Raw genomic sequence first — 24,113 nt, 5'->3', positions numbered from 1 at the left:
GCTGGACGGGCGGGTGGGGCCGGGGCGTGTCGCTTGCGCGATGGCGCCTCACCACAGGCGCACACGCTCTTGGGCGGGTTTGAACATGGCGTCTCCGGCTCGGGTTCCGAACGCGTCGTGGAAACCGTCGACATTGCGCGCCGCCCCGTTGGCACGGAACTCGTGCGGCGAATGGGGGTCGGAGCTCAGCAGCTGCAGCGTGCGTTCATCGCGGCGCTTGACGCGCCAGCTTTGAGCGAAATTCAAGAAGAATCGCTGCGCGCCGCTGTAGCCGTCGATCACCGGCGCCGGCTGGCCGCCCAGGCTGCGCTGGTAGGCCATATAGGCAATTTGCAAGCCCACCAGGTCGGCGATGTTCTCCGGCAGCGTCAGGGTGCCATCGACCGACCTGCCCGGCAGCGCCTCCATCGCATTGAACTGCGCCACCAGCTGGGCGCTGAGCGCTTCAAAGGCCTTGCGGTCGGCCTCGCTCCACCAGGGACGCATCTTCCCGTCGCCGTCGAACTGGGCGCCCATATTGTCGAAGCCATGGCTGATCTCGTGGCCGATGGTGGCGCCGATGCCGCCGTAGTTGGCTGCATCATCGGCCTGCATATCGAACAGCGGGGCTTGCAAGATGCCGGCCATCAGATGGATCTCGTTGCCCATAGGGTCGTAGAAGGCGTTCACCTCCAGCGGTGACATGGGCCATGCCTTGCGATCCATGGGCTTGCCGGCCGCGGCGGCCTTGTGCTCCCAGGCGAAGCGCCTGGCGCGCTGGTGGTTGCCGAAAGCATCTCCGGCACGCACCTCAAGCGCGGCGTAGTCGCGCCAGCTGTCCGGGTGGCCGATCTTGGCCCGGTACTTGGCCAGCTTTTCCAGTGCGGCCGCCTTGGTGCTGGGTTCCATCCAGTGGTTCTCTGCCATCAGCGCTTGGTAAGCCGCCAGCACGTTCTGATAGATGGTCTCCACCCTTTGCTTGTGCGAGGCTGGAAAGTGGCGTGCCACATAGTGCTGAGCCAGGGCTTCGTTCAAGGCTTGCTTGACCTGGTCCAGTGCACGGTCCTGGCGTGGCTGCTCGAACTGTGCCCCTGTGCTCGCCTTGCCGTGGAAGGCAAAGTGGGCCGCCCGAAAGCCTTGGGGCAGGACTTGCGCGGCAGCATCCAGGCTGCGCAGCGCAAAGTAGGCCTGCCAGTCAGCCAAGGGCAATTCGCTGAAAAGCTGGGCCGTGGCGACGGCCGTGTCCCATTGCGTGACGGTGACTTTGTCCTCGGCGGAGATCTTGGCCGCGGCCAAGAAGGCCTGCCAATCAAACCCAGGGGCTGTGGCCATCAACTCGTTCGCAGTCTTGGGCGTGTACATCTTGGCGGGGTTGCGCGCCTCGCTCAAAGGCGTGTGGGCTTGCGCGAGGCGCGTCTCCAGTGCCAGCACGCGTGCGGCCAGTTCGACAGGTTTGGGCAGGCCGGCGAGGCGGGCCAACTGGCCCAAATAAACCAAGTAGGCGGCGCGCGTTTGAGCGAACTGGGCGTCTTCAAGCTTGAGGTAGTAGTCGCGGTCGGGCAGGCCCAGGCCGCCTTGCCAGGCCATCACGCGGTTCAGGTCAGGGTTCATGAAGTCGGCAAAGCCGCCCCAGAGCCAGATCGGGGTTTCGATCTGCCCTTGGGCGCGGCCGGCCCAGGCGGCGAGCTGCTGCGGTGTCTTGATCGCGGCAATCTCGGCCAGCAGCGGTTGGATCGGCGCCAGTCCGGCTTTGTCGATGGCGGCGGTGTCGAGAAAGGCCGTGTAGAAGTCGCCGATCTTTCTCGCGTTGGAGCCCTTGGGCTGGGGGCGCGAGGACAGCTCTTGCAGGATGCTGCGGATGCGCTGGTCCACCACGGCCGGCATGTCGGCGCCGTGGACCTCGGCCTTGTCCTCAGGAATGCGGGTCGTCCGCAGCCAGCCGCCGTTGCTGTGACGGTAGAGATCGTCTTGCGCGCGCACCGCGGTGTCGAAGCCGGGCAGGTCCAGCCCGGAACTTGGTGGTGCAGCCCAGCTTGGGCTGGCGCAGGCGGCCAGTTGAATCAGCAGGGCGAGGCTGCGGCCTTGGAGCAAGCGAATCGGAGTCATGGTGAGTGGGCTTTCATGGCGAGTGCCGCGGCGCTGTCCATGGTTATGAACAGTGACCCGGCGCCGCCAGTGTCTCGACCCGCGACTCACCTTGGGAGAAAAGGTGCCGAGCGGCTATAGACGGGGATGAGCGGGGATGAGCGGTGTCGCGCCTGCGCTCCGACAGGTCCGCGTGCCTTTTGCCTCAGGGCGGCAGACCGTCGGGCCAGCCCGGGTTGATCAGGTCGAAGAGCTCGTGGTCGCGCCAGGCGCCGTTGATGAAGAGGTAGCGCCGGCTCAGGCCGATGGGGCTGAAGCCCAGGCGCTGCAGCACCGCACGGCTGCGCTGGTTCTCGGGCCGCACGGCGGCTTGCAGACGATGCAGGTGCACGCGCGGGCCGAACAGCTCAGCGATGACGGCTTGCAGAGCTTCGTGCATCAGGCCCTGGCTCTGGGCCTGCTCATCCAGGCTGTAGCCCAGGCTGGCGTTCTGGAAGGGGCCGCGCGCCAATTGCGAGACACCGACCTGGCCGATCAACAGGGCAGGCTCCTCCCGGCGTGCGAACCAGTAGCGCAGCGCCGTGCCCGCAGTGAATTCATCGGCGCCTTGCTGCAGGCGAGCGCGCACGAACTCGGGCTCGAGAAAGTCGGCGGGCTGCGGCGGGTCCCAGGGCGCCAGATGTTCGCGGTTGCGCGTCTGAAAGGCAATCACGGCCTCCAGCAAGGCGGGTGAGGGCGCACGCAGCAGCAAGCGCTGGCTGTGCAGTTCGGGGAGTGCCGCAGCCCCTGCTCTGCCGCTCATTTCAGCTGCTCCCGCAGAAAGCCCAGCAGGGCTTCGCGCGAGGCTGCCCAGGCCTGGGCATTGCCGCCCACATGGACGCCCGCGCCCGGGTTCACGCCGTTGGGCACCTCGCGGCGCAGGCGCATGGGCGCGGCGGAATCGAAGCCGTGGTAGGCACCGGCATAACTCTGAAATTGAATGGCGGCAGTGCCGAGCTGCTTCGGCACGGCCGCGGCCAGCTGTTCGCAGGGCTTGGCGGGTGTCCAGTCGTCGGCCGCGCCCAGCAACATCAGCAAGGGTGCTTGCGCCCGATAGCCGCGCTTGAGCTCGGCTTCGCAGCCGGGGTAGAAGGCGACGGCCGCGCGGGGTTTGGCTGGGTTGGCTTGCACCTCTTCATGGTCGGCCGCCGTGCTGGCCAGCACGGTGCTGCCGCCATTGGACCAACCCAGCAAGGCCAGCCGGGCCGGATCCACCTCGGCGCGGGCGGCCAGCCATTGCAGGGCGCCCAAGGTGTCGCGGCGGCGCTCGCGCATGGTGACCTGGCGGCTGCCGATGCGTTGGGTGCAGAGCTCGCGCTCGCCGCGCGGGCTCAGGGAATCGAGCACCAGCACATGCCAGCCTTCCTGGTTCAGCAGCGTGCGGTAGCTGTGCATGCGCTCGGACAGCTGGTCCGCCTGTCGACCAAGGGCTCCGCCGCAGCCGTGCAGCAGCAGCACGGCCGGTCGGGTCTGGGCTTGGGCCTCGGCGCCGTTTGCGGCCGGAAACCAGTAGCCGCTCAGGGCCAGGGGCTTGCCGTCTTGCTGGGGCAGGCTGGCAATCTGGACGCGGTGGGCGGCATCGCTGGCGAGGGCACCGGCGCTCAGGGCCAGCAGCCAGCTCATCAGAAGAAGTCGGGGGCGGGTCAGCATGGAGGGAAGAGCTAAGAAAGGGCGGGCATCGCGGCGCCGCGGTGTTGGAGGGGCGCGCCATTATTGGCCGGCGCTTGGCGCAGCAACCTCGCTGCTCGCACGGTCTTGGACTTGTGGGCTTGCTGAATTTTCAGTAATTCTTGAAAATTCAGCAAAATCTTGAAGCAGATCAAATTCCTCCACCCTCAGAAGTCGCCGGCTTTGCGCTGGCGCAAGGACAAACCGCCATGCAAGCCATGAGTCCCTTGGTTCGTAGTTTTGTGGCCCATTTCGGTGAAATGGGCAGCCGCTGGGGCATCAATCGCACCGTCGGGCAGATTTATGCCTTGATTTTTGTCTCGCCCCAGGCCATTAACGCCGACGACATCGCCGAGAACCTGGAGTTCAGCCGCTCCAATGTCTCCATGGGCCTGAAAGAGTTGCAGGCCTGGCGCCTGGTGCGCCTGCGCCATCTGCCGGGCGACCGGCGCGAGTATTTCGAGGCGCCTTCGGACGCCTGGGAGATCTTTCGCACCCTGGCCGAAGAGCGCCGCCGGCGCGAGATCGAACCGACCTTGACCATGCTGCGCAATGCCTTGCTGGAGGCACCGACCTGCGAGGAGGACCGTGTGGCGCAGGAGCGCATGCGCGGCATGCACGACCTGATCGAGCTGATGACGACCTGGTTCGACGATGTGCAGAAGATGGATTCGCAGACCCTGGGCCAGCTGATGAAGATGGGCTCCAAGGTGCAGAAGATGCTGGAGTTGCCGGGCCGCATCGGCCGCGCCGTCAGCGGTGTTGCGGCTAAGCCGGCTTCGGAGGCTTGATGCCATGGACGCCCTTCATGCCCTCGACCCCGTGGTGCTGGCCCGCATGCAGTTCGCCGCCAACATCACCTTCCACATCCTGTTTCCCACCATCAACATCGCTCTGGCTTGGGTGTTGCTGTTCTTCCGCTGGCGCTGGCTGAGTACCCACCAGGAGGCCTGGCTCCATGCCTACCGTTTCTGGACCAAGGTGTTTGCGCTGAGCTTTGCGCTGGGCGTGGTCAGCGGCATCACCATGAGCTTCCAGTTTGGCACCAACTGGCCCGGCTTCATGGAGCGGGCCGGCAATATCGCCGGGCCGCTGCTGGGCTACGAGGTGCTGACGGCCTTCTTTCTGGAGGCGAGTTTCCTCGGTGTGATGCTGTTCGGCCATGGCCGGGTCAGCGAGCGGGTGCATCTGGCCGCCACCTTCCTGGTGGCCTTTGGCACCAGCCTGAGCGCCTTCTGGATCTTGAGCCTGAACTCCTGGATGCAGACGCCCCAGGGCTTCGAGATCATCAACGGCGAGTTCCATGTGCTGAGCTGGGCCGAGGTGATCTTCAACCCCAGCTTCCCGTACCGACTGGCCCACAAGCTGCTGGCATCGGGCCTGACGGTGGCCTTTCTGCTGGCCGGCCTGAGCGCCTGGCAGCTGCTCAAGCGCAAGAGCCAGCCCAGCACCGCCCGCGTGCTGCGGGTGGGCCTGACGTTGGGCGCGGTGCTGATCCCGCTGCAGATCCTGGTGGGCGATATGCACGGGCTCAACACGCTCAAGCACCAGCCGGCCAAGGTGGCGGCGATGGAAGGCGTCTGGCAGACCGAGCGCGGCGCGCCCTTGCTGTTGTTTGCCTGGCCGAATGAGAAGACGCGCAGCAATGATTTCGCGCTGGGCATCCCGAAGCTGGCCAGCCTGATCCTGACTCATGAAGCCGAGGGCGAGATCCGCGGCCTGGACGAGTTCAAGGGCGCGCATCCGCCGGTGGCACCGCTGTTCTTCGGCTTTCGCATCATGGTCGGCACGGGCGTCTTGATGCTGGCCTTCAGCTGGGCGGGTCTGTGGCTGTACCGCCGCCGCGCCTGGGTGGCCGAGCAGCTGCCGCGGCCGCTGCTCTGGGGCCTGACCGGCATGGCGTTCTCGGGCTGGCTGGCCACCGTGTCCGGCTGGTATGTCACCGAGATCGGCCGCCAACCCTTCATCGTCTACGGCCTGCTGCGCACCAGCGAGGTGGCCTCGACCACACCGGCGCCCTATATCGCCCTGACTTTGGCCGGCTATGTGACGCTGTACCTGTTCCTGATCGTGGCCTATATCGGTGCGCTCAAGTACATGGCGGAGAAGCAACTTGAGCATGGCCCGAGCACGCCCGTGCGCCTGACCCAGAGTCGGAGTTTTGCCTGATGGACGCATTGATGAACCTCTCGAACCCCGACCTGAGCACCCCCGCCGGCTGGATGCCCTTGGTGTTCCTGGGCCTGATGGGCCTGTCGCTGCTGATCTATGTGGTCCTGGACGGCTACGACCTTGGTGTCGGCCTGCTGATGATCGGCGCCAGCGACGCCCACAAGGACCAGATGGTGGCCTCGATCGGGCCCTTCTGGGACGCCAACGAAACCTGGCTGGTGCTGGGGGTGGGGATCTTGCTGGTGGCTTTTCCTAAAGCCCATGGCCTGATCCTGCAGGCGCTCTACCTGCCGGTGGCGCTGATGTTGCTGGGCTTGATGCTGCGCGGTGTGGCCTTCGACTTCCGCGTCAAGGCGCCGGCCGACTGGAAGCCGTTCTGGAACGGTGCTTTCATCGCCGGCTCTGCCCTGGCGGCACTGTCCCAGGGTTGGATGCTGGCGCGCTACATCACCGGCTTCGCCGAAGGCCCGGGCTACACCGCTTTTGCCTTGCTGATTGCCCTGGCCCTGGCTGCGGCCTACGCCATGCTGGGCGCCGGCTGGTTGATCATGAAAATGGACGGTGCCGTGCAAGCCCTGGCCGTGCAAAGAGCCAAGCTGGCTTGGCCGGCCGTAGTACTGGGCCTGGCCGGCGTGTCCCTGATGACGCCCTGGGTCAGCGCCACGGTCAGCGAGCGTTGGTTCCGCATGCCCGAGCTGATCGCCTTGCTGCCCATCCCGCTGATGACGGGTCTGTCCTTGCTGGCCTTGCGCGCCTTGCTGAACTCGCACCGGGTGCTCGGCAAGCTCTGCTGGCTGCCTTTTGCTCTGATGGTCGCGGTCATGTTGCTCGGCGCCCTGGGCCTGGCCTACAGCCTCTATCCCTATGTGCTGATCGACCGTCTGACAGTCTGGCAGGCGGCGGCCGCGCCCAAGTCCCTGGCCGTCATTCTGTGGGGGGTCTTGGTCACACTGCCGGCCATCCTGATCTACACGTGGTTCGCCTACCGGGTATTCTGGGGAAAGTCGAGTGAGCTTCGGTATGCTTGAGGCAGATCAAAACTAGAAAGCAGTGGGTTGATGGGAAATTCAGGCGCTTGCAGCGCTGCCTCATCGCCCAAAACTGCAGTTCGTCGCTTTTTGCTGGAGCCGAGTGCGTGGCTTGGTGATACTCCGCTCCATTGAATACACATCGCCCAAAGCAGGCGGGGGAGATTTGGAAATGCAGCAGAGAACCACACGGGCCCGTCCCTTTTCTCGCGCTTGGGCCGCACCGCTGGCCTTGAGTGCCGCTTTTCTGGGGCTGGCCTTTCCGCCGGCACCGGTTCAGGCCAGTGAAGTGGTCAAGCTGGCTCGCCTGGTGGTGACTGGCAAGCGCCTGAGCTCTGCACCTGTCGTGCGAGCCCCCGCCAAGCAACTGCCCAAGGTCGTGGTTGAAGGTCAGGCTACACCGGAAGAAATGCGCATGGCCGACCTGCGCCGTGCCCAGTTCCGTCCGATCTGAGGCCTACACGCGCCGCGAGGCGCCTTTATTCCCCCCATATGCAAAATGGCCGCGTTCGCGGCCTTTTGCTTTTTTGGCAGCCCCGTGGGCCTCAATCCCAGCGCGGCGGCTTCGGGTGCAGCCTGGCCATGGCCAGGGTGTCGACAAACGCGCCATTGCGCAGGGCGTAGGCGCGCATCAGACCCTCGCGCTGGAAGCCGAAGTGCTCGTACAGCCGGATCGCGCGTGCGTTGTCGGCGTAGACCGTCAGCTCGGTGCGCAAGACCTGGCCCCAGTTGTCGGCGTAGTCGAGCAGGGCGGCCATCAGGGCGCGGCCGACGCCCTGGCCTTGGGCTTCGGCCGCGACCGAGATGCCCAAGCCCATGGCGTGCCGGCGGCGCAGTGAAGCTCCGGCCGGATGCAGACCGGCGCTGCCGACCACCGCGCCCTGGACCTCGGCCACCAGCGAAAGATCGGTTTTGCCCGGTGCGGCGTTGTCCTGCAGGCGGGCGCGCCAGAGTTCCTCGCTGGGGTAGGGCAGTTGCAGCAGACCAGAGAAGACCTCGGGGTGGGACATCAGCCGGGCCATGGCGGCGGCGTCTGAAACCTGGCTGCGTCGGATCGTGATCTTCTCCATCGATGGGCTCCTGGTGGTGGGGACAGTGGGGCAATAAAAAAGCCCGCTGGGGGCAGCGGGCTTGGAGGGATTCGGGGGACTCGTCTGTGAGTTCAGGGCGAGAGCTGGGGCCGCTGCAGCCTGCTCGTCTCCGCGTGCTGGACTTGCGCCAGCAGCACAGGCATGTGCGCCAGCGCCATCAGCACCACCAGCGGCTTATGGCAGCTGCGGCTGGCTTGGCTGTGAATTTGAATGGCTGCGGAACTCATGCGGGCCAGTATGTCGGCCGGCCCTCGGTGGGGTCAAGTAGCAGGCGAGGGTGGCTGTGCGGACTGCGGTGCCGCAGCGACAATCGCAGCACCATGCCTCGAATTTCCACCTTGCCCATCGAATCCGCCCCTGCCGCGCCTCAGGCCGAGCCCGCCGTAGTCGGCAAACGCCCACCCTTGCCGGCCGAGCGCTTTGCGCTGCGTGTGGGCGAGAGCGCCATCGATGGCATGGGGGTGTTCGCCGCCGAGCCGATTCCGCAGCGGCGCAAGATTGGCGAGCTGCGCGGCGAGGCGATCTCGGTGCGCGAGGCGCGTCGCCGGGCCAAGGGCCGCGAGCGCATCCATATCGTCGAGGTCTCGGAAACCCGAGCGGTGGACGCCACCTTGTCCACCGATGCGCTGCGCTACATCAACCACAGCTGTGCTGCGAACGCGGTGCTGCGCATCAGCCAAGGCCGGGTGGAGTTTTATGCCTTGCGCGATATCGCGGCCGGCGAGGAGCTGAGCTGCGATTACGGCGAAAGCCACCATGAAGGGCGGCTGCGCTGCCGCTGCGGCGCGCCCAACTGCGCCGGGCGCTTGTGAGCGGAGGGGCAGCGACAGGGCGAGCGCCTGGGCGAGGCCCCGCTCAGGCCCGCCGGCTGCGAATCAGGTCTCAGGCGTCCGGGCCTGCGTCGTCGTTGGCGGCTTCGTCGTCCGACTGCTGAATCCAGAACAGGCGCAGGTCCTGGGCCGAGAACAGGGCGTCGTCCAGCAGCACGTCCTGGTCGACTTCTTCGCCTTCGTCATAGGCTTCGGCGATGTAGGCCTCGCGTTGCTCGCCCGGGGCCATGGCCACGGCAGCGACCGACATCAGCATGGCGTCCAGCATCTGCGCTTCTTCGCTTTCGCTGTCGAAGATGTACCAGGCTTCTTCGAAGTCATCGACGGCTTGCATAAAGCCTTCCACCCACATCAGGCCGTTGGGCGGCAGCTGTTCCAGCTGTTCGGCCGTCAGCACGCCCTGGCTCAGCAGGTCGGCCTTGGTGGCCTCGTCGAACTCGGTGATCAGCGGCGTCAGTTGCATGGCTTCCGGGTTGGCGGCCAGGGCTTCGGGTTCGAGGCTGTCAGCGATCTCGTTCCAGCGCTCGTGCAGCACGCTCATGAACTCCTCGGTCGCATCCTGCTCGTCCAGGGCATCGGCCCAGTCTTCGCCGAACAGCGCATCCATGGCCTGGATGGGCGTGACCACCACCGGGCCGCAGATCAGCGCGGTCAGGTAGCCGTCCAGCATGTCGATGGGCACGGCAGTTTCTTCTTCGGGGGTGGCGGCCACGAGGATCTGCAGGAGAGCGGCCAGGCGCTCGGCGTTTTGGTGGTCAATGGTGTCGCTCATGCGGACTCCTGGTGGGGTGTAGCTGAAAAGAACAAGGGCCCATTCGCTTGGGCCCTTGCGTATGGAGAGGATGGTAGGGGGTTTACAGGCGTTCGGCCACCCAAGCCTGGACCGAGGCCAGCGCGGCCGGCACAGCCGCCGGCTGCGTGCCGCCGGCCATGGCCAGATCGGGCTTGCCGCCGCCCTTGCCGCCGCATTGCTGGGCGACGAAGCTGACCAGCTCGCCGGCCTTGAGGCCGCGGGCAATGTAGTCGGCGGTGACGCCGGCCGACAGATGCACCTTCTCGCCTTCGACGGCGGCCAGCACGATCACGGCCGAGTGCATCTTGTCGCGCAGCTTGTCGATGGTTTCGCGCAGGGTCTTGGCATCGGCGCCGTCGAGCGTGACGGCCAGGACCTTGGCGCCCTTGACTTCAACGGCCTGGGTCAACAGCTCATTGCTCTGAGCTGCAGCCAAACGGCTCTTGGCCGTGGCCAGTTCCTTCTCCAGCGCTTTGACCTGGTCCAGCACGGCATGCAGGCGCGGTTCCAGATCGGCCGGCGCGGTCTTCAGGGTCTGGGCGGCGCGGCTGACCGTACCTTCCAGCTGCTGCAGATAGGCCAGGGCGTTGTCGCCGGTGACGGCTTCGATGCGGCGCACGCCGGCGGCCACGCCGCCTTCGGACACGATCTTGAACAGGCCGATGTCGCCGGTGGCCTTGACGTGGGTGCCGCCGCAGAGTTCCTTGGAGGAACCGATGCTCAGCACGCGCACGGTTTCGCCGTACTTCTCGCCGAACAGCATCATGGCGCCGCTCTTCTGCGCATCATCGAGGGCCATGACTTCGGCATTGGCTCCGGCGTTGGCCAGGATTTCGGCGTTGACTTGTGCCTCGACCTTGGCGATCTGCTCGGCCGTGACCGGGGCGTTGTGGGCAAAGTCAAAACGGGTGCGTTCGGCGTTGACCAGGGAACCCTTTTGCTGCACGTGGGCGCCCAGCACTTCGCGCAAGGCCTTGTGCATCAAGTGGGTGGCGCTGTGGTTGCGCACGGTCTTGGCGCGGGCTTCGGCGTGGACCTTGGCGACAAAGCTGTCGCCAGCCTTGATGGCGCCTTCCAGCACCCGGCCGTGGTGGCCGAAGACATCGGCCTGGATCTTCAGCGTGTCTTCCACGGCGAAGCGGCTCGTGTTGTTGCGCAGTTCGCCGGCATCACCGGCCTGGCCGCCGCTCTCAGCGTAGAAGGGCGTGTGGTCCAGCACGATGACGGCGTCGTCGCCTGCATTCGCCTGCTCGACCAGGGCGCCGTCCACGTAAACGGCGGTGACCTTGGAGGTCTCGCAGCTCAGGTGCTCGTAGCCGTGGAAGGCGGTGGGGGCACCGCTGTACTCAAGGCCGGCGGCCATCTTGAACTTGCCGGCGGCGCGGGCTTGTTCGCGCTGGCGCGTCATCGCGGCGTCAAAGCCGGCCTGGTCGACCGTCACGTCGCGCTCGCGGCAGACGTCGGCGGTCAGGTCGACCGGGAAGCCGTAGGTGTCGTGCAGCTTGAAAGCCGTTTCGCCATCGAACACGGTGCTGCCGCTCTTGCCCATCTCGACCAGGGCGGCTTCCAGGATTTCCATGCCGTTGGCGATGGTCTGGAAGAAGCGCTCTTCTTCCTGCTTGAGCACTTCGGTCACGCGGGCTTGCGCTTGGCGCAGCTCGGGATAGGCCTCGCCCATCTGGTTCACCAGCTCGGCCACGATCTTGTGGAAGAAGGGGGTGCGGGCGCCCAGCTTGTAGCCGTGGCGGATGGCGCGGCGGGCGATGCGGCGCAGCACATAACCGCGACCTTCATTGCCCGGGATCACGCCGTCGACGATGGTGAAGCTGCAAGCGCGGATGTGGTCGGCGATGACCTTGAGCGAGGCGCTGTCCTTGTCGCAATCTTGAGCGCCGGAGCTGTCGACCGCTGCCTTGGCAGCAGCCAGCAGGGCCACGAAAGTGTCGATCTCGTAGTTCGAGTGCACATGCTGCAGCACGGCGGCCAGGCGCTCCAGGCCCATGCCGGTGTCGACGCTGGGCTTGGGCAGGCGGTGCATCACGCCGTCTTCAGTCCGGTTGAACTGCATGAAGACGTTGTTCCAGATCTCGATATAGCGGTCGCCGTCTTCGTTCGGGCTGCCCGGAGGGCCGCCAGCGACATCGGGGCCGTGGTCGTAGAAGATTTCGGTGCAGGGGCCGCAAGGGCCGGTGTCGCCCATCATCCAGAAGTTGTCGGACATGTAGCGGCCGCCCTTGTTGTCGCCGATGCGCACGATGCGCTCGGCGGGCACGCCCACCACCTTGTTCCAGATCTCGTAGGCCTCATCGTCCTCGGCGTAGACGGTGACCCAGAGCTTCTCGGCCGGCAGCATGAACTTGGTGGTCAGCAGCTCCCAGGCGTAGGAGATGGCGTCATGCTTGAAGTAGTCCCCGAAGCTGAAGTTGCCCAGCATTTCGAAGAAGGTGTGGTGGCGCGCGGTGTAGCCTACGTTGTCCAGGTCGTTGTGCTTGCCGCCTGCGCGGATGCACTTCTGGCTGGTGGTGGCGCGGCTGTAGGCGCGCTTGTCGAAGCCCAGGAACACGTCCTTGAACTGGTTCATGCCCGCGTTGGTGAACAGCAGCGTCGGGTCATCGCCAGGCACCACGGGGCTGGACGCCACGATCTGGTGACCTTTGGATTCAAAAAACTTCAGAAACGTCTGGCGAATTTCAGCTGCTTTCATTCCGTGGCTTTCTGCGGGCAGCCCTGTCTTTCGAACAGGGTAAATGCTTGATTTTTGAGGACTTTTGATTATAGGTTGCGGGCCGCACCGGAATCGAGGGCGGCTCGGGTGAAGCGGGTAGAGTGTGGCCTCAAGAACCCATCAAATACCCAAGACACGTGGAGCTTTTGCAATGGACCATGCCCTGACTTCCCCGCTGGCCGCCCTCGAGGACGCCAGCCTCCTGCGCACGCAAGCACTCATCAACGGCGAATGGGTGGCCGGCACGGACCGCTTTGCCGTCTGCGACCCCGCCACCGGCCAACAACTGGCTGAAGTCGCCAACCTGGGCACCGTCGAGGCCGAGGCGGCCATTGCCGCCGCGCACAACGCCTTCGGCCCGTGGCGCAGCAAGACCGCCAAGGAACGCGCGGCCATCCTGATGCGCTGGTCGCAATTGCTCAACAAGCATGCCGATGATCTGGCCCGCATCATGACGGCCGAGCAGGGCAAGCCCCTGGCCGAGGCGCGCGGCGAGGTGGCCTATGGCGCCAGCTTCATCGACTGGTTTGCCGAAGAAGGCAAGCGTGTCTATGGCGAGACCATTCCGACCACCGACAACAACAAGCGTTATCTGGTCATCAAGCAGGCCATGGGCGTCTGCGCGGCCATCACGCCCTGGAACTTTCCGATCGCCATGATCACGCGCAAGGTGGCGCCGGCCCTGGCGGCCGGTTGTACCGTGGTCATCAAGCCCGCCGAGGCAACGCCGCTGTCGGCCTTGGCCGTGGCTGAGCTGGCGCAGCGTGCCGGCATGCCCGCCGGTGTGCTCAATGTGCTGACGGCGGATGCCAGCAACTCCATCGCTATTGGCCACGTGCTGTGCGACAGCGATGTGGTGCGCCATCTGTCCTTCACCGGCTCGACTGAGGTCGGCCGAATTCTGATGCGGCAATGTGCGCAGACCGTCAAGAAGCTGTCCCTGGAGTTGGGTGGTAACGCGCCCTTCATCGTCTTCGACGATGCCGATCTCGACAGCGCGGTGGAGGGTGCCATCGCCAGCAAATACCGCAATGCAGGCCAGACCTGTGTCTGTGCCAACCGACTCTATGTCCAGGCCGGTGTCTACGAGACCTTCCTGGAGAAGCTGGCCGCCAAGGTCAGCGCGCTGAAGTTGGGCAATGGTTTCGAGTCGGGTGTGCAGATCGGGCCGCTGATCGACGAGCAGGCGCTGGAGAAGGTGGAGCGGCATGTCAACGACGCACTGGCTCTTGGTGCGCGCCTGCTGGCGGGCGGCAAGCGCGTCGAAGGACCGAATGGCTATTTCTTCGAACCGACCCTGTTGGCTGATGCCAGCGCACAGATGTTGTGCTCGCGGGAAGAAACCTTTGGCCCGGTGGCGCCGGTGTTCAAGTTCCAAACCGAGGCGGAGGCGATTGCCTTGGCCAACAACACCGAGTTCGGCTTGGCCAGCTATTTCTACAGCCGCGATGTCGGCCGCATCTTCCGCGTGGGCGAAGCCTTGGAGTACGGCATGGTCGGCATCAACACCGGCCTGATCGCGACTGCCGAAGTGCCGTTTGGCGGCGTCAAGCAATCCGGCCTCGGCCGCGAAGGGGCGCATCAGGGCATGGACGATTATGTGGAGACGAAGTATTTGTGCCTGGGGGACATCCAGAAGTGAGCAGAGCTCGCTTGGACTGAAGCGAATGAAGCGCTGAGCTAGGTAAGAGCTCAGCGCCCATGAAAAAGGGGCCGCGTGAGCGGCCCCTTTTGGTTTCTGGCTGCCTGCCCCGATGCTTTGCAGTCTTGGGGTGGGCGGTCGAAGATGCTTAGAACTCGTACTTCAGGGTGACCTGAGCTGCCCATGCGGATTCGCCGCGAGTTTGCTTGGTCGTGTAGTCCGTCGGGTCGTTGACCGAGTAGATCATCTTGCCGGTGGCGGGATCGATACCGGCGAAGTTCACGAAGTTGCGAACGTTGCCGCCGGTGCCGAAACCGATTTCGTCGATGCGGCCCCAACGCTTGTTCAGCAGGTTGGTGAAGTTCAGGATGTCCAGCGTGACCACGCCCTTGTTCTTGCCGAACAGGCCCGGCAGTTCCTGGCTGAGGCGCACGTCCAGGCTGTTGGTGAACTTCGAGAACGAGTTGTTCCGTCCGGTCACACCGCCCTTGGCATTGCGCAGGCCCGACTCGCTTTCAACGATGGTCCAGAACTTGGCTTCAGCCGCAGCGGCGGTGCTTTTCTGATAAGCGTCCAGCGCGGCTTGGTTGGCAATGGTCGATCCGCTGACAGGCAGGCGGAACAGCACTTCACCCGAGCCCGGGGCCTTGGGGATGTACAGCAGGTCGTTCCCGGCCACGCCATCGCCGTTCATGTCGTTGTTGAAGGTCCAGCTGTAGGGGCGGCCTTCACGACCTTCGTAGACCAAGCCGACGGTGGTCTTGTAGCTGCCGATGAAGGCCTTGGACCAGCTGGCTTGCGCGTTGAAGCGGTTGCGAACCAGGGTGGCCGAGTTGGCTGCCACTTCTTCGTTCGGGTTGAACACAGCCCGGTTGATGAAGTTGGAGTTGGCCGTCGAGGAGGTCAGCGGGCTGACTTCCGTTGCGCTGGTGCGGGTGTAAGCCATGCCCCAGCCGAAGCCTTGGGTGTTGGGCAGCGACAAGCTCAGGGTCAGGGCATTGCCACCACCCTTCTTGGTCTTTTCCACCACGGTCACGTTGGTGAACGCGTTGTTGTTCAGGGCGCGGGTCAGGCGGCCGCAGGTGGTGGGGCTGGAGTCATTGCCGCCAGCGTAGCAAAGAGGTGAGCGGCCGGCCGCGTTGTAGTACATCTCGCGGCCATCGATCGGCGAGGTCGACATGATGGGGCCGAAATTCAGGAACTTGTAGTACAGACCGTTGTCCACACGGGTGTTCAGCAACTCGGCACCTGCCACCAGGCCATGCCAGGGCAGCTCGGTGTCAAACGCGATATTGCTCTTCCACACCGACGGCTGGCCTACGCCCGGGGCCACGAAATCGACCAGTGCAGCCGGCGGGGTGCCGTCCACGGTCGGTTGCGAACCGGTGTTCGGCGTGAACTTGATGCTGGAGCAAGGCGTGGCGCCATTGCCGCAGTTGAAGTTGGCCGTGGCCGCACCGTTGTTTTGGAAGGGGTTGGTCAGCCAGACCGAGGCAGCCGAACCCATGAACAGGCCGACGCCACCGCGGACTTGCGACTTGCGCTTGTCCACCGGGTCCAGCGCGTAGTTGAAGCCGAAACGTGGCTGAATCAGCTTTTCGCCGTCCAGGGTGTTGGTGTTGTCGTAGCCGAAGCCGCCAGTCTGGCGGGTGTTGGTGGCGACATTGCCAGCCACCACCGGGCCCGAGGCCTTGGCGTTGGTCTTGGGACGGTCGTTGGTGCTCATCGTGTCGATGCGCACGCCGCCGGTCAGGGTCAGCTGCTTGCTGACAGTCCAGGTGTCTTGCAGGAACAGGCCGACGTTGGTCAGCTTCCAGTCCGCCGCGCCGTCTTGCAACACGTTGCCCGCGAGCGGCAGCTGGACGGTGTAACCCGTCACGGTGCTGGCCTTCCACAGGGCCACGGGGTCGTTGCCGCTGAAGGTGTAGGTGCCCTTGGTGTTCTGCAGGAAGGCGTTGAAGATTTCGTTGCGCTGCAGGTCGGCGCCGGCCTTGATTTCATGCTTATCCAGCGCCAGGGTGCCGGCGACGAAGGCATCGAAGGTCTTGGTTTGCAGGCTGTTGAAATGGCGGCTGGCTTCCGTGCCGAAGCGCAGGGTGCGGTTCCCGGTGGCGGTGCCAGCTGGGGCCGGGGTGGTCCAGGTCAGGCTGACTTGAGGCAGATCGCTGGCGTTGACCGGATTACTCTTGTAGTCGCGCTGCGACAGCTTCAGCTCGGTCGAGAAGTTGTCCGTCCAATCGGCGAACCATTGGCCAACCACGGTTTCCAGGGTCTTGTCTTGCTTGTACCAGTGCGAAGACAGCGACAGGGTGGTGGAGTTCAGGTTCGGGAAAATCGGGTTGCTTTCCTCGGACTTGGTGTAGCGCAGGTTGGCCTTGTGCTTTTCGCTGATGTTCCAGTCCAGCTTCAGCAGGGTGTCCTTGGCCACCAGCTTGATGCCGCTGGGTACGGCCAAGCTGCCGATGTCCATGTTGTAGACATCCTTGGCGAGAGCTTGCGCAGCGGCGATTTGGTCGGTGGTGATACCGACATTGGCCTGGCTGCTGCCGACCGGGCCGAAGCTCGGGGCGGTGCGGCTGCTCTTCAGTTCTTCGTAGCTGGCGAAGAAGAACAGGGTGTCCTTGATGATCGGGCCACCCAGGGTGAAGCCCTTCAGGTCTTCCGTGAACGGACCAGGGCGGGCATAGGCCTTGTTGGCCAGGGTGTAGCGGTCGCCGGACGTCTTGTCGTTGCGGAACACGTAGTACACGCTGCCGGCAAACTCGTTGGTGCCCGACTTGGTCACGGCGTTGATGTTGGCGCCGGTGTAACCCTGCTGGGTGACGTCGTAGTTCGAGATGTTGACCTGAACGGCCTGGATCGCGTCGACCGAGATCGGCTGTTTCAGGGTGGGCAAGCCATTGGATTCCAGGCCGAAGGTGTCATTGACGCGCACGCCGTCGACGGTGATGGAGTTGAAGCGGGCGTTTTGGCCGGCGGCGGAGATTTCGCCACTGCCCTTGTCGGTTTGCGACAGGCGCGGGTCGTTGCGGGCGTAGTCCGACAGGCTGCGGCTGATGGAGGCGAATGCGTCCAGTTCCTTGCGGCTGACGCTGGTGCCCGAGCCCATGGTGGAGTTGCTGAACTTGTTGTTGGCCGCGCTGCTGCCCGACACCACCACCGTGCTCAGCACATTGCCGCCCAGGGTGAAGTCGAGATTCAGGCTTTCAGCCAGCGCCAGGTAGACGCCCTGACGCAGATCTTTGTCCGAACCCTTGCTGATGCTGATGGTGTAGGGGCCGCCGACCCGAAGGCCGCGGGCCGAATAACGGCCCTCGGCATCGGTGATCACGTTGTTGACCGAGCCCGATTCTTCGTGGCGGATGCTAACGGCCACTCCGGCCATGGCCTTGCCGTCAGCGCTGGTGACGCGACCGGCCACAGCCGAGGTCGTGTTCTGTGCCATCGCCGGGGCTGCCGCCACGATGGCGACCGCGACGCTCAGCGCCGTCCGGGAAAAATCTGTCCAATGCCTGCTGCTCATCGTGATCACTCCAATAAAAGCGCTGAAATACGCGTAAAAAATCTGTCACAAAAATGTACATCGAAGGCGGCCGCAAACGTTTACTTGCGCCTGTTTTCCGCATTGAAGCCACATACCTGCGGCTTCGCAGAAATTCCTTCTTGTCAAAATCCGGGCCTTGTGCCTGTCACATTTCGCAACTTTCCGCTTTCAGCGTTTCCATTCGAAAACGTTTGCGCGTTGAGTCAAAAAAAAGCGGCAGAGCGGGCAGAATGTTCAATTGTCGACCCAGGGTCTGACCGGTGGCGTTCAGAAACTAGATCTCAGGGCCCAATTTTCCAGCGCTTGCCCACTTGGGCGATATCCGGGTGCACCCGGAAATCGGGGGGGGAGAGCACTGGCTTACTGGGCATATCTGGCTCCGATCCGCACTGTGCCTAGTTCATATTGAAGTTCCGTGACAGCGGCGACGCTTCGCATCTTGCGTTGCGAATTTGCCACGGCCACTGCTGTTCCGTGACAGCAGGGTCCATGTGCGCTGTCATTCCATGTCCATAGCATGGCCGCGTCCCACTTCCTGGCGCGCCCTTGCGCTGTTTGCCTTCTGCCGTTTTGGAGTCCGCCTTGCCCATGTCCGCCATTGCCATCGCCAAGCCCCTGCCACACGCCTTGCGGCATGCCCCTCGACCTGTTCGGCTGCGTCTGCTGGGCAGCTTCGGGCTTGTCGCTGCCTTGCTCAGCGCTTGCGCCGGTCCCCAGCGCCTGCCCGATGCTTCCGCACCGCCGGCCGCCGCAAGCGCCGCCTCGCGCGAACTCAGCATCTTCTCGATCAACGACTTCCACGGGCACATCCAGCCCAAGTCGCCGACCCCCTTGATGCCGCGCTTGCCCGACCCGCAGACCGGCGAGATCAAGCCGCAGCCGGCCGGTGGCGTCGCCTATTTGGCCGATGCCATGCAAAAGCTGCGCGCGCCGCGCCAGCATTCGGTGTTCGTCGCCGCCGGTGATCTGATTGGCGCGTCGCCCCAGCTCTCGTCCCTGCTCAAGGACGAGCCCAGCCTGAGCGCCTTGGGTGAGCTGGGCCTGGTGGCCAGTGCGCTCGGCAACCATGAGCTTGATGCCGGTCTGCCCGAGCTGATGCGCAAGGCGCGCGGCGAATGCCCGAGCAGCGGTTGCGCCTGGCCCGAGTTCAAAGGACCCGGATTCCCCTATCTGGCGGCCAACCTTTTGGACGCGGCCACTGGCAAGGCGATGTTGCCCAGCCATGTGATCAAGGACGTGGGCGGCTACAAGGTGGCCTTTGTGGGCGCCGTCACGCGCGACACGCCCTTGGTCGTCGTGCCACGGGCCATCACCGGTCTGCGCTTTGCCGACGAGGCCGACACTCTGAATGCCTTGGTGCCCCAGTTGCGAGCCGAAGGCGCGCAAGTGCTGGTGGCGGTCATGCACGAAGGCGCCACGCAGGCGGGCGGTGCCAATGACCCCAGCTATGTCTGCCCAGGCATTCAGGGGCGCGGTGTCGACATTGCCCAGCGCCTGGACCCGGCCTATGCCTTGATCATCAGCGGCCACACGCACCAGGCCTACACCTGCAAGATCAATGGCCGCCTGCTGGTGCAGGCGGGCAGCTACGGTGGCTGGGTGACGGAAAGTCGCCTGACGCTGGATGCCAAGGGCAAGGTGCTCGATGCGCAGGCCGTCAATCACCCGGTGCTGCAGTCGGCCTACCAGCCCAACCCGGCATTTGTGGCCCTGGTGCAGCGCGCTGCCGCCTTGACGGCCGCGGTGCGCACCAAGCCGGTGGCGACGCTCAGCCAAGGGGCCCAGCGCAACGCTCGTGCGCCGTTTGGTGATGGGCCGCTAGGTAATCTGGTGGCCGATTCCCAGCTCGCCTATGCCAAGAAGCGCGGCAGCGCCGATATTGCCTTGATGAACCCGGGCGGCATCCGGGCCGATTTGACGGTGGAAGCCGGCCGGCCGGTGACCATGAGCGATCTGTTCGCCATCCAGCCCTTTGCCAATGAGCTGGTGGTCATGAGCATCAGCGGCGCGCAGCTGCAGGAGCTGCTGCTGCGTCAGTTGCCGAAGGGAGATGCCCCGGCGCGCTTGCTGCAGATCTCGAGCAGCCTGCGCTACCAATGGACCCAGGGCAGTGACGGCCAGCCTCTCCTGCTGGACGTGCAGGTCGACGGCAAGGCACTGGACCCGCAGCGCAACTACCGTGTGGTCGTTAACAACTTCATGGCCGACGGCGGCGATGGCCTGAGCGTGCTGCGCCAGGGCAAAGACCGCGTGCCTCTGGGTGTGGACATCGACGCCATGGTGGAGTGGCTGTCGGAGAACCCGGTGGCAGCCATGGCTCAGATCGAGTCGGGCCGTATTCGCAAGCAATGACGGCCGGCCCTGTGGCGGCCGGCCTGGCCTGAGGCTCAGCGCTGGCCTGTTGCGCCGTCCAATTCGGCCAAAACAGCGGCCCAGTCGTCGAAGCTGGATTCGCTGACCTCGAGCCCATCGAGCCGGGCCGGTGCGTCGTCGCTGAGTGACCAGAGCCGCCCCGCTTGGGCGGGCGCGGTGCTGTGGCTTAGACCTGGCGTGCCAACTGCGGCGGCCGCGGGCTGCATGTGGAGCTGTTTGGATTTCATGCCGTCAGCATCGGGCTTTGCGCGCCGTACGGCCATCCTTCCTGGTGGGGAGAGCACTGTTTGAGGCTTGCCCGACTCCTCCTCTTGGGGGGAGTGCCTGAACTTGCCTTAGGAATCAGGCAAGACCTGACCCTACTAGAGATGTGGAGCGGGCGAAGGGAATCGAACCCTCGTCTTAAGCTTGGGAAGCTTCAGCTCTGCCATTGAGCTACGCCCGCCTGCGCGGCAGTATAGCGAGCGATCTCGCCGCGACGCTCACGGTGGCGCAAGGCGCGCGGCCAGCGCTTCAGCCTGCGGGCCGAAGGCATAGGCATCCATGGCCAGGCAGCCGTAGCTGAGGGCGCTGTGGATGCGCTGCGGTGCGTGCTCGCGGCCACCTGCGCCTGCGGCCACATACCAGGGCAGCAGGTGCTCGTCACTGGGATGCATGGCCACGGCGTGCGGCGCCCGCTGGCGATAGTCGAGGAGGGCGGGCCAATCGAGCGCTGTACTCCGCTGCGACCACCAGGTCCTGAACTCGGCCGAGGTCGGCAGTTCTGGGGCGTCGTAGGCGGGCATCTGCCCCGAAGAGAACAAGAGGCTCAGGTTGTGGGTCAGGCTGCCGCTGCCGATGATGAGCACACCCTGCTCGCTGAGTGAGCGCAAGGCCGCGCCGAGCGCAAACTGCTGAGCAGGCGACTGGCTGGCCACAAAGGCCAGGGGCAGCACTGGAATGTCCGCCTCGGGGTAGAGCGAGCGCAAGGGTACCCAGATGCCGTGATCCAAACCGCCCTGGGGCAGGACTTGCAGATTCAGGCCGGCCGCGGCAGCAAGGCCATGGATTTCTTGCGCCAAGGCCGGTGCACCGGGCGCGTCGTAGCGCAGCTCGTACAAGCGCGGGTCGAAGCCGCCGAAATCGTAGATGGCTTCATGCCGGGCCGCAGCCAGCAGCAAGGGCTGGCGCGCCGACGTATGCGCCGAAACGACGACGATGGCGCGCGGCCGGCCGTAGTTTGCATCCAGGCTTGCGCCCAGCTGGCGCCAGAACTGGCCGGTCTCATGACCCTCCAGTGCGGTCATGGGCGAACCATGGGACAGGAAGAGACTGGGCAGAGGGCTTGGGCGATTGGAGGTGTCCATGCCGCTATTGGGCGCCTGCGGTCGGGCATTTGGGCTGCGACTGCCTGAATGCAGCGTTCAGCCTGCCTGCACGGTCCTGCGCCTGAGGACTCCAGTGACGGGGCTTGGCCTGACGAACGGCAAGTTTGGCGGGGACTCGCTACAGTGCGCAGCATGAATTCAAGCACCGCACCCGCTTTGTCCTCCCAGCCTTTGCTTGCCAGCCACCAGCCGCCTCAGGTCTGGCTCTTGGCCTGGCGTCAGCTCTGGCGCGACTGGCGAGCCGGCGAATTGCGCTTGCTGATGTTGGCGGTTTGCCTGGCGGTGGCGGCTTTGTGCGCGGTCAGCTTCTTGTCGGATCGTCTGGAGCAAGGGCTGCGGCGCGATGCCGCTCAGCTGATCGGCGGCGACGCGGTCTTGCTGGCCGACCAGCCAATCCCGGGCGCCTTGCAGGACCTGGCGCGGACGCAGGGTTTGACCAGCACGCTGAGCAGCAATTTCCCCAGCATGGCTCGAGCTTCCGAGGCCCAGGGCGGACGCAGCCGATTGGTGGCGGTGAAGTCGGTCGGAACGGCCTACCCCCTGCGTGGCAGTTTGCTGCTGGCGGACGGGCGCCGAGTGGGCGCACCGGCAGCGGGAACGGTGTGGGTGGACGCTGCGGTCATCGATGCCTTGCAAATCCGTGTGGGCGACTCGCTTTTACTGGGCGAGAGCGCGCTGACCGTGGCCGGGGTCATTGCCACCGAGCCAGATCGCGGCGCCGGCTTCATGAATTTCGCGCCGCGCCTGATGTTGGCCGAGGCCGACCTGGCCGCGACGGCCTTGGTGCAGCCGGCCAGCCGCGTCACCTATCGCTTGGCGGTGGCGGCACCCGATGCGTCCGGCCAGGCTGCTGTAGCCGGGGATGCGGTGAAGCAGTTTGTCACGCGTGCCCAGGCCTTGATTGAGCGCTCGGGCTGGCGCGGCGTGCGCCTGGATTCGCTCGAAAGCGGCCGCCCCGAGATGCGCCAAACCTTGGACCGGGCGAGTAAGTTCCTGAAGCTTGTGGCCATGCTGTCGGCGCTGTTGGCGGCCGTGGCTGTGGCCTTGGCCGCACGGGATTTTGCGGCCCGCCATCTCGACGATTGCGCGGTGCTGCGCGTGCTCGGCCAGGCGCAGAAGCGCATCGCCTGGGCCTACAGCATCGAGTTCGGCCTGGCCGGCCTGACGGCCAGTCTGCTCGGCATCTTGCTCGGCTGGGGGCTGCATTTCGCCTTTGTCAGCCTGCTCGCAGGCCTCTTGAATGTCAGCTTGCCCGCGCCTTCGCTCTGGCCCGCGCTGCTGGGCCTGGGTCTGGGCTTGAGCCTGCTGCTGGGCTTCGGCCTGCCGCCGGTGCTGCAGCTGGCAGCCGTGCCGGCCTTGCGGGTGATTCGGCGCGATCTGGGCGGCCTCAAGGCGGGCTCCAGCCTGGTGTTGGTGGCGGGCGTGCTGGGCTTTGCCGGCATCCTGATGGTGCTGGCCGGTGAGCTGACCTTGGGTCTGATTGCCGCCCTGGGTTTCGCCCTGGCCCTGGCTTTGTTCGCGGCCATGGCTTGGTTGGCGGTCTGGCTGCTCAAGCGTTGGGTGCCCTTGGGCGCGAGCGCTGCCCAGGGTGACGGCACTGGCACCGGGCCGACGCTGCCACGTTGGCTGGTGCTGGCGACCCGGCAGGTGGCGGCGCGACCGGGCTTCGCCGTGGTCCAGGTGTCTTCGCTGGCCGTGGGCTTGCTGGCCCTGGCCTTGCTGGTGCTGTTGCGCACCGATCTGATCGACAGCTGGCTCAAGTCCACGCCGGCCAACGCGCCCGATCGTTTCGTCATCAATTTGCAGACCGATCAGGTGCCGGCTTTCCGCACGCAGATCGAGGCGGCCGGTGTGCGCAGCTATGACCTGTTTCCCATGATCCGGGGTCGCTTGCTGGCCATCAACGGCCAGCCGGTGCGGCAACAGCAATACAGCGACGATCGTGCCCAGCGTCTGGTCGAGCGCGAGTTCAACCTCAGCCACAGTGCCCAGCTGCTCCAGCACAACACGGTCGTCCAGGGGCAATGGGTCGAGGATGAGGCGGACGGGCTCAGCGTCGAACAGGGCTTGGCGGAGACCTTGGGTTTGAAGCTCGGTGACCGCCTGCGCTTTGATGTCGCCGGCGTGCCGGTGGAGGGGCGCATCAGTTCCTTGCGCAAAGTGGACTGGTCGTCCATGCGGGTCAATTTCTTCGTGCTGTTCCCGCGCGAGCACATGCCCGACCTGCCCAGCACCTGGGTCTCAGCCTTTCATGCGCCCACAGGTGGCGGTCTGGACCGAGCCTTGAGCAGTGCCATGCCCAACTTGACCGTGGTCGATGTCTCGGCCCAGCTGACTCAGGTGCAGACCGTGCTCAATCAGGTGATCCAGGCGGTGCAACTGCTGTTCGGTTTCACCCTGGCCACGGGCCTGGTGGTGCTGCTGGCCTCGGTGGGCAGCACCCGTGAGGCGCGCACCCGCGAGTTCGCCTTGATGCGGGCTTTGGGCGCCAGCTCGCGACTGCTGGCCCAGGTGCAGAGGGCTGAACTGCTCGGCGTTGGTGCTCTGGCGGGCTTTCTGGCCGGTGCTGTGGCGGTCCTGCTCGGGGCTTTGCTGGCGCGCTTTGCTTTCGGCTTTGCCTGGAACCTCAACCTCTGGGTGCCGCTGTTCAGTCTGGTGGCTGGCGCCTTGCTGGCCCAGCTCGCCGGTTGGTGGAGCTTGCGCGGCGTGCTTCGCCGTCCGGTGATGCAAACCTTGCGCGAGGCCGATACCCAGTAAGCGTTTCTTCAGGACGCCGA

Annotated in this window: 18 protein-coding genes and 1 tRNA gene; 8 read left to right on the top strand and 11 right to left on the bottom strand. The window is 65.1% G+C overall.

Features of this window, described 5'->3' with window-relative positions:
• Nucleotides 1-48 precede the first annotated feature (48 nt).
• The 3 genes from LNV28_RS19705 to LNV28_RS19695 all read right to left on the bottom strand — a co-directional run bounded on the left by LNV28_RS19705 (nucleotide 49) and on the right by LNV28_RS19695 (nucleotide 3,726).
• On the bottom strand, nucleotides 49-2,085 hold the full coding sequence (locus tag LNV28_RS19705; protein WP_263519449.1) for a M13 family metallopeptidase: 2,037 nt from the start codon (nucleotides 2,083-2,085) through the stop codon (nucleotides 49-51).
• Between the two features lie 184 nt (nucleotides 2,086-2,269).
• Nucleotides 2,270-2,866, bottom strand: coding sequence for a GNAT family N-acetyltransferase (locus LNV28_RS19700; RefSeq protein WP_263519451.1), 597 nt, complete (start codon nucleotides 2,864-2,866; stop codon nucleotides 2,270-2,272).
• A complete protein-coding gene (locus LNV28_RS19695) occupies nucleotides 2,863-3,726 on the bottom strand; it encodes a dienelactone hydrolase family protein (protein ID WP_263519452.1) in 864 nt (287 codons plus the stop codon). The genes LNV28_RS19700 and LNV28_RS19695 overlap by 4 nt, the downstream gene beginning before the upstream one ends.
• Before the next feature lie 254 nt (nucleotides 3,727-3,980).
• Between LNV28_RS19695 and LNV28_RS19690 the strand changes: the two genes are divergently transcribed.
• The 4 genes from LNV28_RS19690 (at nucleotide 3,981) to LNV28_RS19675 (ending at nucleotide 7,425) form a co-directional block, all read left to right on the top strand.
• Nucleotides 3,981-4,562 (top strand): GbsR/MarR family transcriptional regulator, encoded by a 582-nt coding sequence (locus LNV28_RS19690; protein WP_263519453.1) that lies wholly within the window; start codon nucleotides 3,981-3,983, stop codon nucleotides 4,560-4,562.
• A 4-nt stretch (nucleotides 4,563-4,566) separates the two neighbouring features.
• Complete coding sequence (locus tag LNV28_RS19685) at nucleotides 4,567-5,940, top strand: cytochrome ubiquinol oxidase subunit I (RefSeq protein WP_263519454.1); 1,374 nt, start codon at nucleotides 4,567-4,569, stop codon at nucleotides 5,938-5,940.
• An 11-nt stretch (nucleotides 5,941-5,951) separates the two neighbouring features.
• Nucleotides 5,952-6,971: a cytochrome d ubiquinol oxidase subunit II gene (locus LNV28_RS19680; protein WP_263519456.1), complete on the top strand. Its 1,020-nt coding sequence runs from the start codon at nucleotides 5,952-5,954 to the stop codon at nucleotides 6,969-6,971.
• A 172-nt stretch (nucleotides 6,972-7,143) separates the two neighbouring features.
• Complete coding sequence (locus LNV28_RS19675) at nucleotides 7,144-7,425, top strand: hypothetical protein (RefSeq protein WP_263519457.1); 282 nt, start codon at nucleotides 7,144-7,146, stop codon at nucleotides 7,423-7,425.
• A gap of 91 nt (nucleotides 7,426-7,516) precedes the next feature.
• Here LNV28_RS19675 and LNV28_RS19670 read toward each other — a convergent pair whose 3' ends face one another.
• On the bottom strand, nucleotides 7,517-8,041 hold the full coding sequence (locus LNV28_RS19670; protein WP_263519459.1) for a GNAT family N-acetyltransferase: 525 nt from the start codon (nucleotides 8,039-8,041) through the stop codon (nucleotides 7,517-7,519).
• 92 nt (nucleotides 8,042-8,133) lie between these two features.
• Entirely contained in the window at nucleotides 8,134-8,289 is a 156-nt protein-coding gene (locus LNV28_RS19665) for a hypothetical protein (RefSeq protein WP_263519460.1), read from the bottom strand.
• 93 nt (nucleotides 8,290-8,382) lie between these two features.
• On the opposite strand from LNV28_RS19665, the gene LNV28_RS19660 reads away from it, so the two are divergent.
• Entirely contained in the window at nucleotides 8,383-8,874 is a 492-nt protein-coding gene (locus LNV28_RS19660; protein WP_263519462.1) for an SET domain-containing protein, read from the top strand.
• Between the two features lie 70 nt (nucleotides 8,875-8,944).
• Here the strand turns inward: LNV28_RS19660 and LNV28_RS19655 are convergent, their stop codons facing one another.
• A complete protein-coding gene (locus LNV28_RS19655; protein WP_263519463.1) occupies nucleotides 8,945-9,664 on the bottom strand; it encodes a UPF0149 family protein in 720 nt (239 codons plus the stop codon).
• An 82-nt stretch (nucleotides 9,665-9,746) separates the two neighbouring features.
• Nucleotides 9,747-12,389: an alanine--tRNA ligase gene (gene alaS / locus LNV28_RS19650; protein ID WP_263519465.1), complete on the bottom strand. Its 2,643-nt coding sequence runs from the start codon at nucleotides 12,387-12,389 to the stop codon at nucleotides 9,747-9,749.
• Nucleotides 12,390-12,561: 172 nt separating this feature from the next.
• Here alaS and LNV28_RS19645 point away from each other — a divergent pair, with 172 nt between their 5' ends.
• Nucleotides 12,562-14,052 (top strand): NAD-dependent succinate-semialdehyde dehydrogenase, encoded by a 1,491-nt coding sequence (locus tag LNV28_RS19645; protein WP_263519467.1) that lies wholly within the window; start codon nucleotides 12,562-12,564, stop codon nucleotides 14,050-14,052.
• A 148-nt stretch (nucleotides 14,053-14,200) separates the two neighbouring features.
• Here the strand turns inward: LNV28_RS19645 and LNV28_RS19640 are convergent, their stop codons facing one another.
• A complete protein-coding gene (locus tag LNV28_RS19640; RefSeq protein ID WP_263519468.1) occupies nucleotides 14,201-17,575 on the bottom strand; it encodes a TonB-dependent receptor in 3,375 nt (1,124 codons plus the stop codon).
• Between the two features lie 609 nt (nucleotides 17,576-18,184).
• Here LNV28_RS19640 and LNV28_RS19635 point away from each other — a divergent pair.
• On the top strand, nucleotides 18,185-19,948 hold the full coding sequence (locus tag LNV28_RS19635) for a bifunctional metallophosphatase/5'-nucleotidase (RefSeq protein WP_263519470.1): 1,764 nt from the start codon (nucleotides 18,185-18,187) through the stop codon (nucleotides 19,946-19,948).
• A 35-nt stretch (nucleotides 19,949-19,983) separates the two neighbouring features.
• Here LNV28_RS19635 and LNV28_RS19630 read toward each other — a convergent pair whose 3' ends face one another.
• From LNV28_RS19630 to LNV28_RS19620, 3 genes are all read right to left on the bottom strand, one after another.
• Nucleotides 19,984-20,196, bottom strand: coding sequence for a hypothetical protein (locus LNV28_RS19630; RefSeq protein WP_263519471.1), 213 nt, complete (start codon nucleotides 20,194-20,196; stop codon nucleotides 19,984-19,986).
• Nucleotides 20,197-20,340: 144 nt separating this feature from the next.
• A tRNA-Gly gene (locus tag LNV28_RS19625) sits at nucleotides 20,341-20,414 on the bottom strand.
• Between the two features lie 37 nt (nucleotides 20,415-20,451).
• Nucleotides 20,452-21,315, bottom strand: a complete 864-nt coding sequence (locus tag LNV28_RS19620; protein ID WP_263519473.1) for a DODA-type extradiol aromatic ring-opening family dioxygenase — start codon at nucleotides 21,313-21,315, stop codon at nucleotides 20,452-20,454.
• A gap of 153 nt (nucleotides 21,316-21,468) precedes the next feature.
• Here LNV28_RS19620 and LNV28_RS19615 point away from each other — a divergent pair, with 153 nt between their 5' ends.
• A complete protein-coding gene (locus tag LNV28_RS19615) occupies nucleotides 21,469-24,093 on the top strand; it encodes an ABC transporter permease (RefSeq protein WP_263519475.1) in 2,625 nt (874 codons plus the stop codon).
• Nucleotides 24,094-24,113 lie beyond the last annotated feature (20 nt).

Source organism: Paucibacter sp. DJ2R-2, assembly GCF_025717675.1.
GTDB lineage: Bacteria > Pseudomonadota > Gammaproteobacteria > Burkholderiales > Burkholderiaceae_C > Paucibacter_A.
Note: the sequence above shows the minus strand (reverse complement) of the source record. Positions and strands in the feature narration are given on the sequence as shown.

What these genes read in the sequence shown, in the direction of transcription:
- LNV28_RS19705 (WP_263519449.1), bottom strand. Translation starts at nt 2,085, where the DNA reads ATGACTCCGATTCGCTTGCTCCAAGGCCGCAGCCTCGCCCTGCTGATT.
- LNV28_RS19700 (WP_263519451.1), bottom strand. Translation starts at nt 2,866, where the DNA reads ATGAGCGGCAGAGCAGGGGCTGCGGCACTCCCCGAACTGCACAGCCAG.
- LNV28_RS19695 (WP_263519452.1), bottom strand. Translation starts at nt 3,726, where the DNA reads ATGAGCTGGCTGCTGGCCCTGAGCGCCGGTGCCCTCGCCAGCGATGCC.
- LNV28_RS19690 (WP_263519453.1), top strand. Translation starts at nt 3,981, where the DNA reads ATGCAAGCCATGAGTCCCTTGGTTCGTAGTTTTGTGGCCCATTTCGGT.
- LNV28_RS19685 (WP_263519454.1), top strand. Translation starts at nt 4,567, where the DNA reads ATGGACGCCCTTCATGCCCTCGACCCCGTGGTGCTGGCCCGCATGCAG.
- LNV28_RS19680 (WP_263519456.1), top strand. Translation starts at nt 5,952, where the DNA reads ATGAACCTCTCGAACCCCGACCTGAGCACCCCCGCCGGCTGGATGCCC.
- LNV28_RS19675 (WP_263519457.1), top strand. Translation starts at nt 7,144, where the DNA reads ATGCAGCAGAGAACCACACGGGCCCGTCCCTTTTCTCGCGCTTGGGCC.
- LNV28_RS19670 (WP_263519459.1), bottom strand. Translation starts at nt 8,041, where the DNA reads ATGGAGAAGATCACGATCCGACGCAGCCAGGTTTCAGACGCCGCCGCC.
- LNV28_RS19665 (WP_263519460.1), bottom strand. Translation starts at nt 8,289, where the DNA reads ATGAGTTCCGCAGCCATTCAAATTCACAGCCAAGCCAGCCGCAGCTGC.
- LNV28_RS19660 (WP_263519462.1), top strand. Translation starts at nt 8,383, where the DNA reads ATGCCTCGAATTTCCACCTTGCCCATCGAATCCGCCCCTGCCGCGCCT.
- LNV28_RS19655 (WP_263519463.1), bottom strand. Translation starts at nt 9,664, where the DNA reads ATGAGCGACACCATTGACCACCAAAACGCCGAGCGCCTGGCCGCTCTC.
- alaS (WP_263519465.1), bottom strand. Translation starts at nt 12,389, where the DNA reads ATGAAAGCAGCTGAAATTCGCCAGACGTTTCTGAAGTTTTTTGAATCC.
- LNV28_RS19645 (WP_263519467.1), top strand. Translation starts at nt 12,562, where the DNA reads ATGGACCATGCCCTGACTTCCCCGCTGGCCGCCCTCGAGGACGCCAGC.
- LNV28_RS19640 (WP_263519468.1), bottom strand. Translation starts at nt 17,575, where the DNA reads ATGAGCAGCAGGCATTGGACAGATTTTTCCCGGACGGCGCTGAGCGTC.
- LNV28_RS19635 (WP_263519470.1), top strand. Translation starts at nt 18,185, where the DNA reads ATGTCCGCCATTGCCATCGCCAAGCCCCTGCCACACGCCTTGCGGCAT.
- LNV28_RS19630 (WP_263519471.1), bottom strand. Translation starts at nt 20,196, where the DNA reads ATGAAATCCAAACAGCTCCACATGCAGCCCGCGGCCGCCGCAGTTGGC.
- LNV28_RS19620 (WP_263519473.1), bottom strand. Translation starts at nt 21,315, where the DNA reads ATGGACACCTCCAATCGCCCAAGCCCTCTGCCCAGTCTCTTCCTGTCC.
- LNV28_RS19615 (WP_263519475.1), top strand. Translation starts at nt 21,469, where the DNA reads ATGAATTCAAGCACCGCACCCGCTTTGTCCTCCCAGCCTTTGCTTGCC.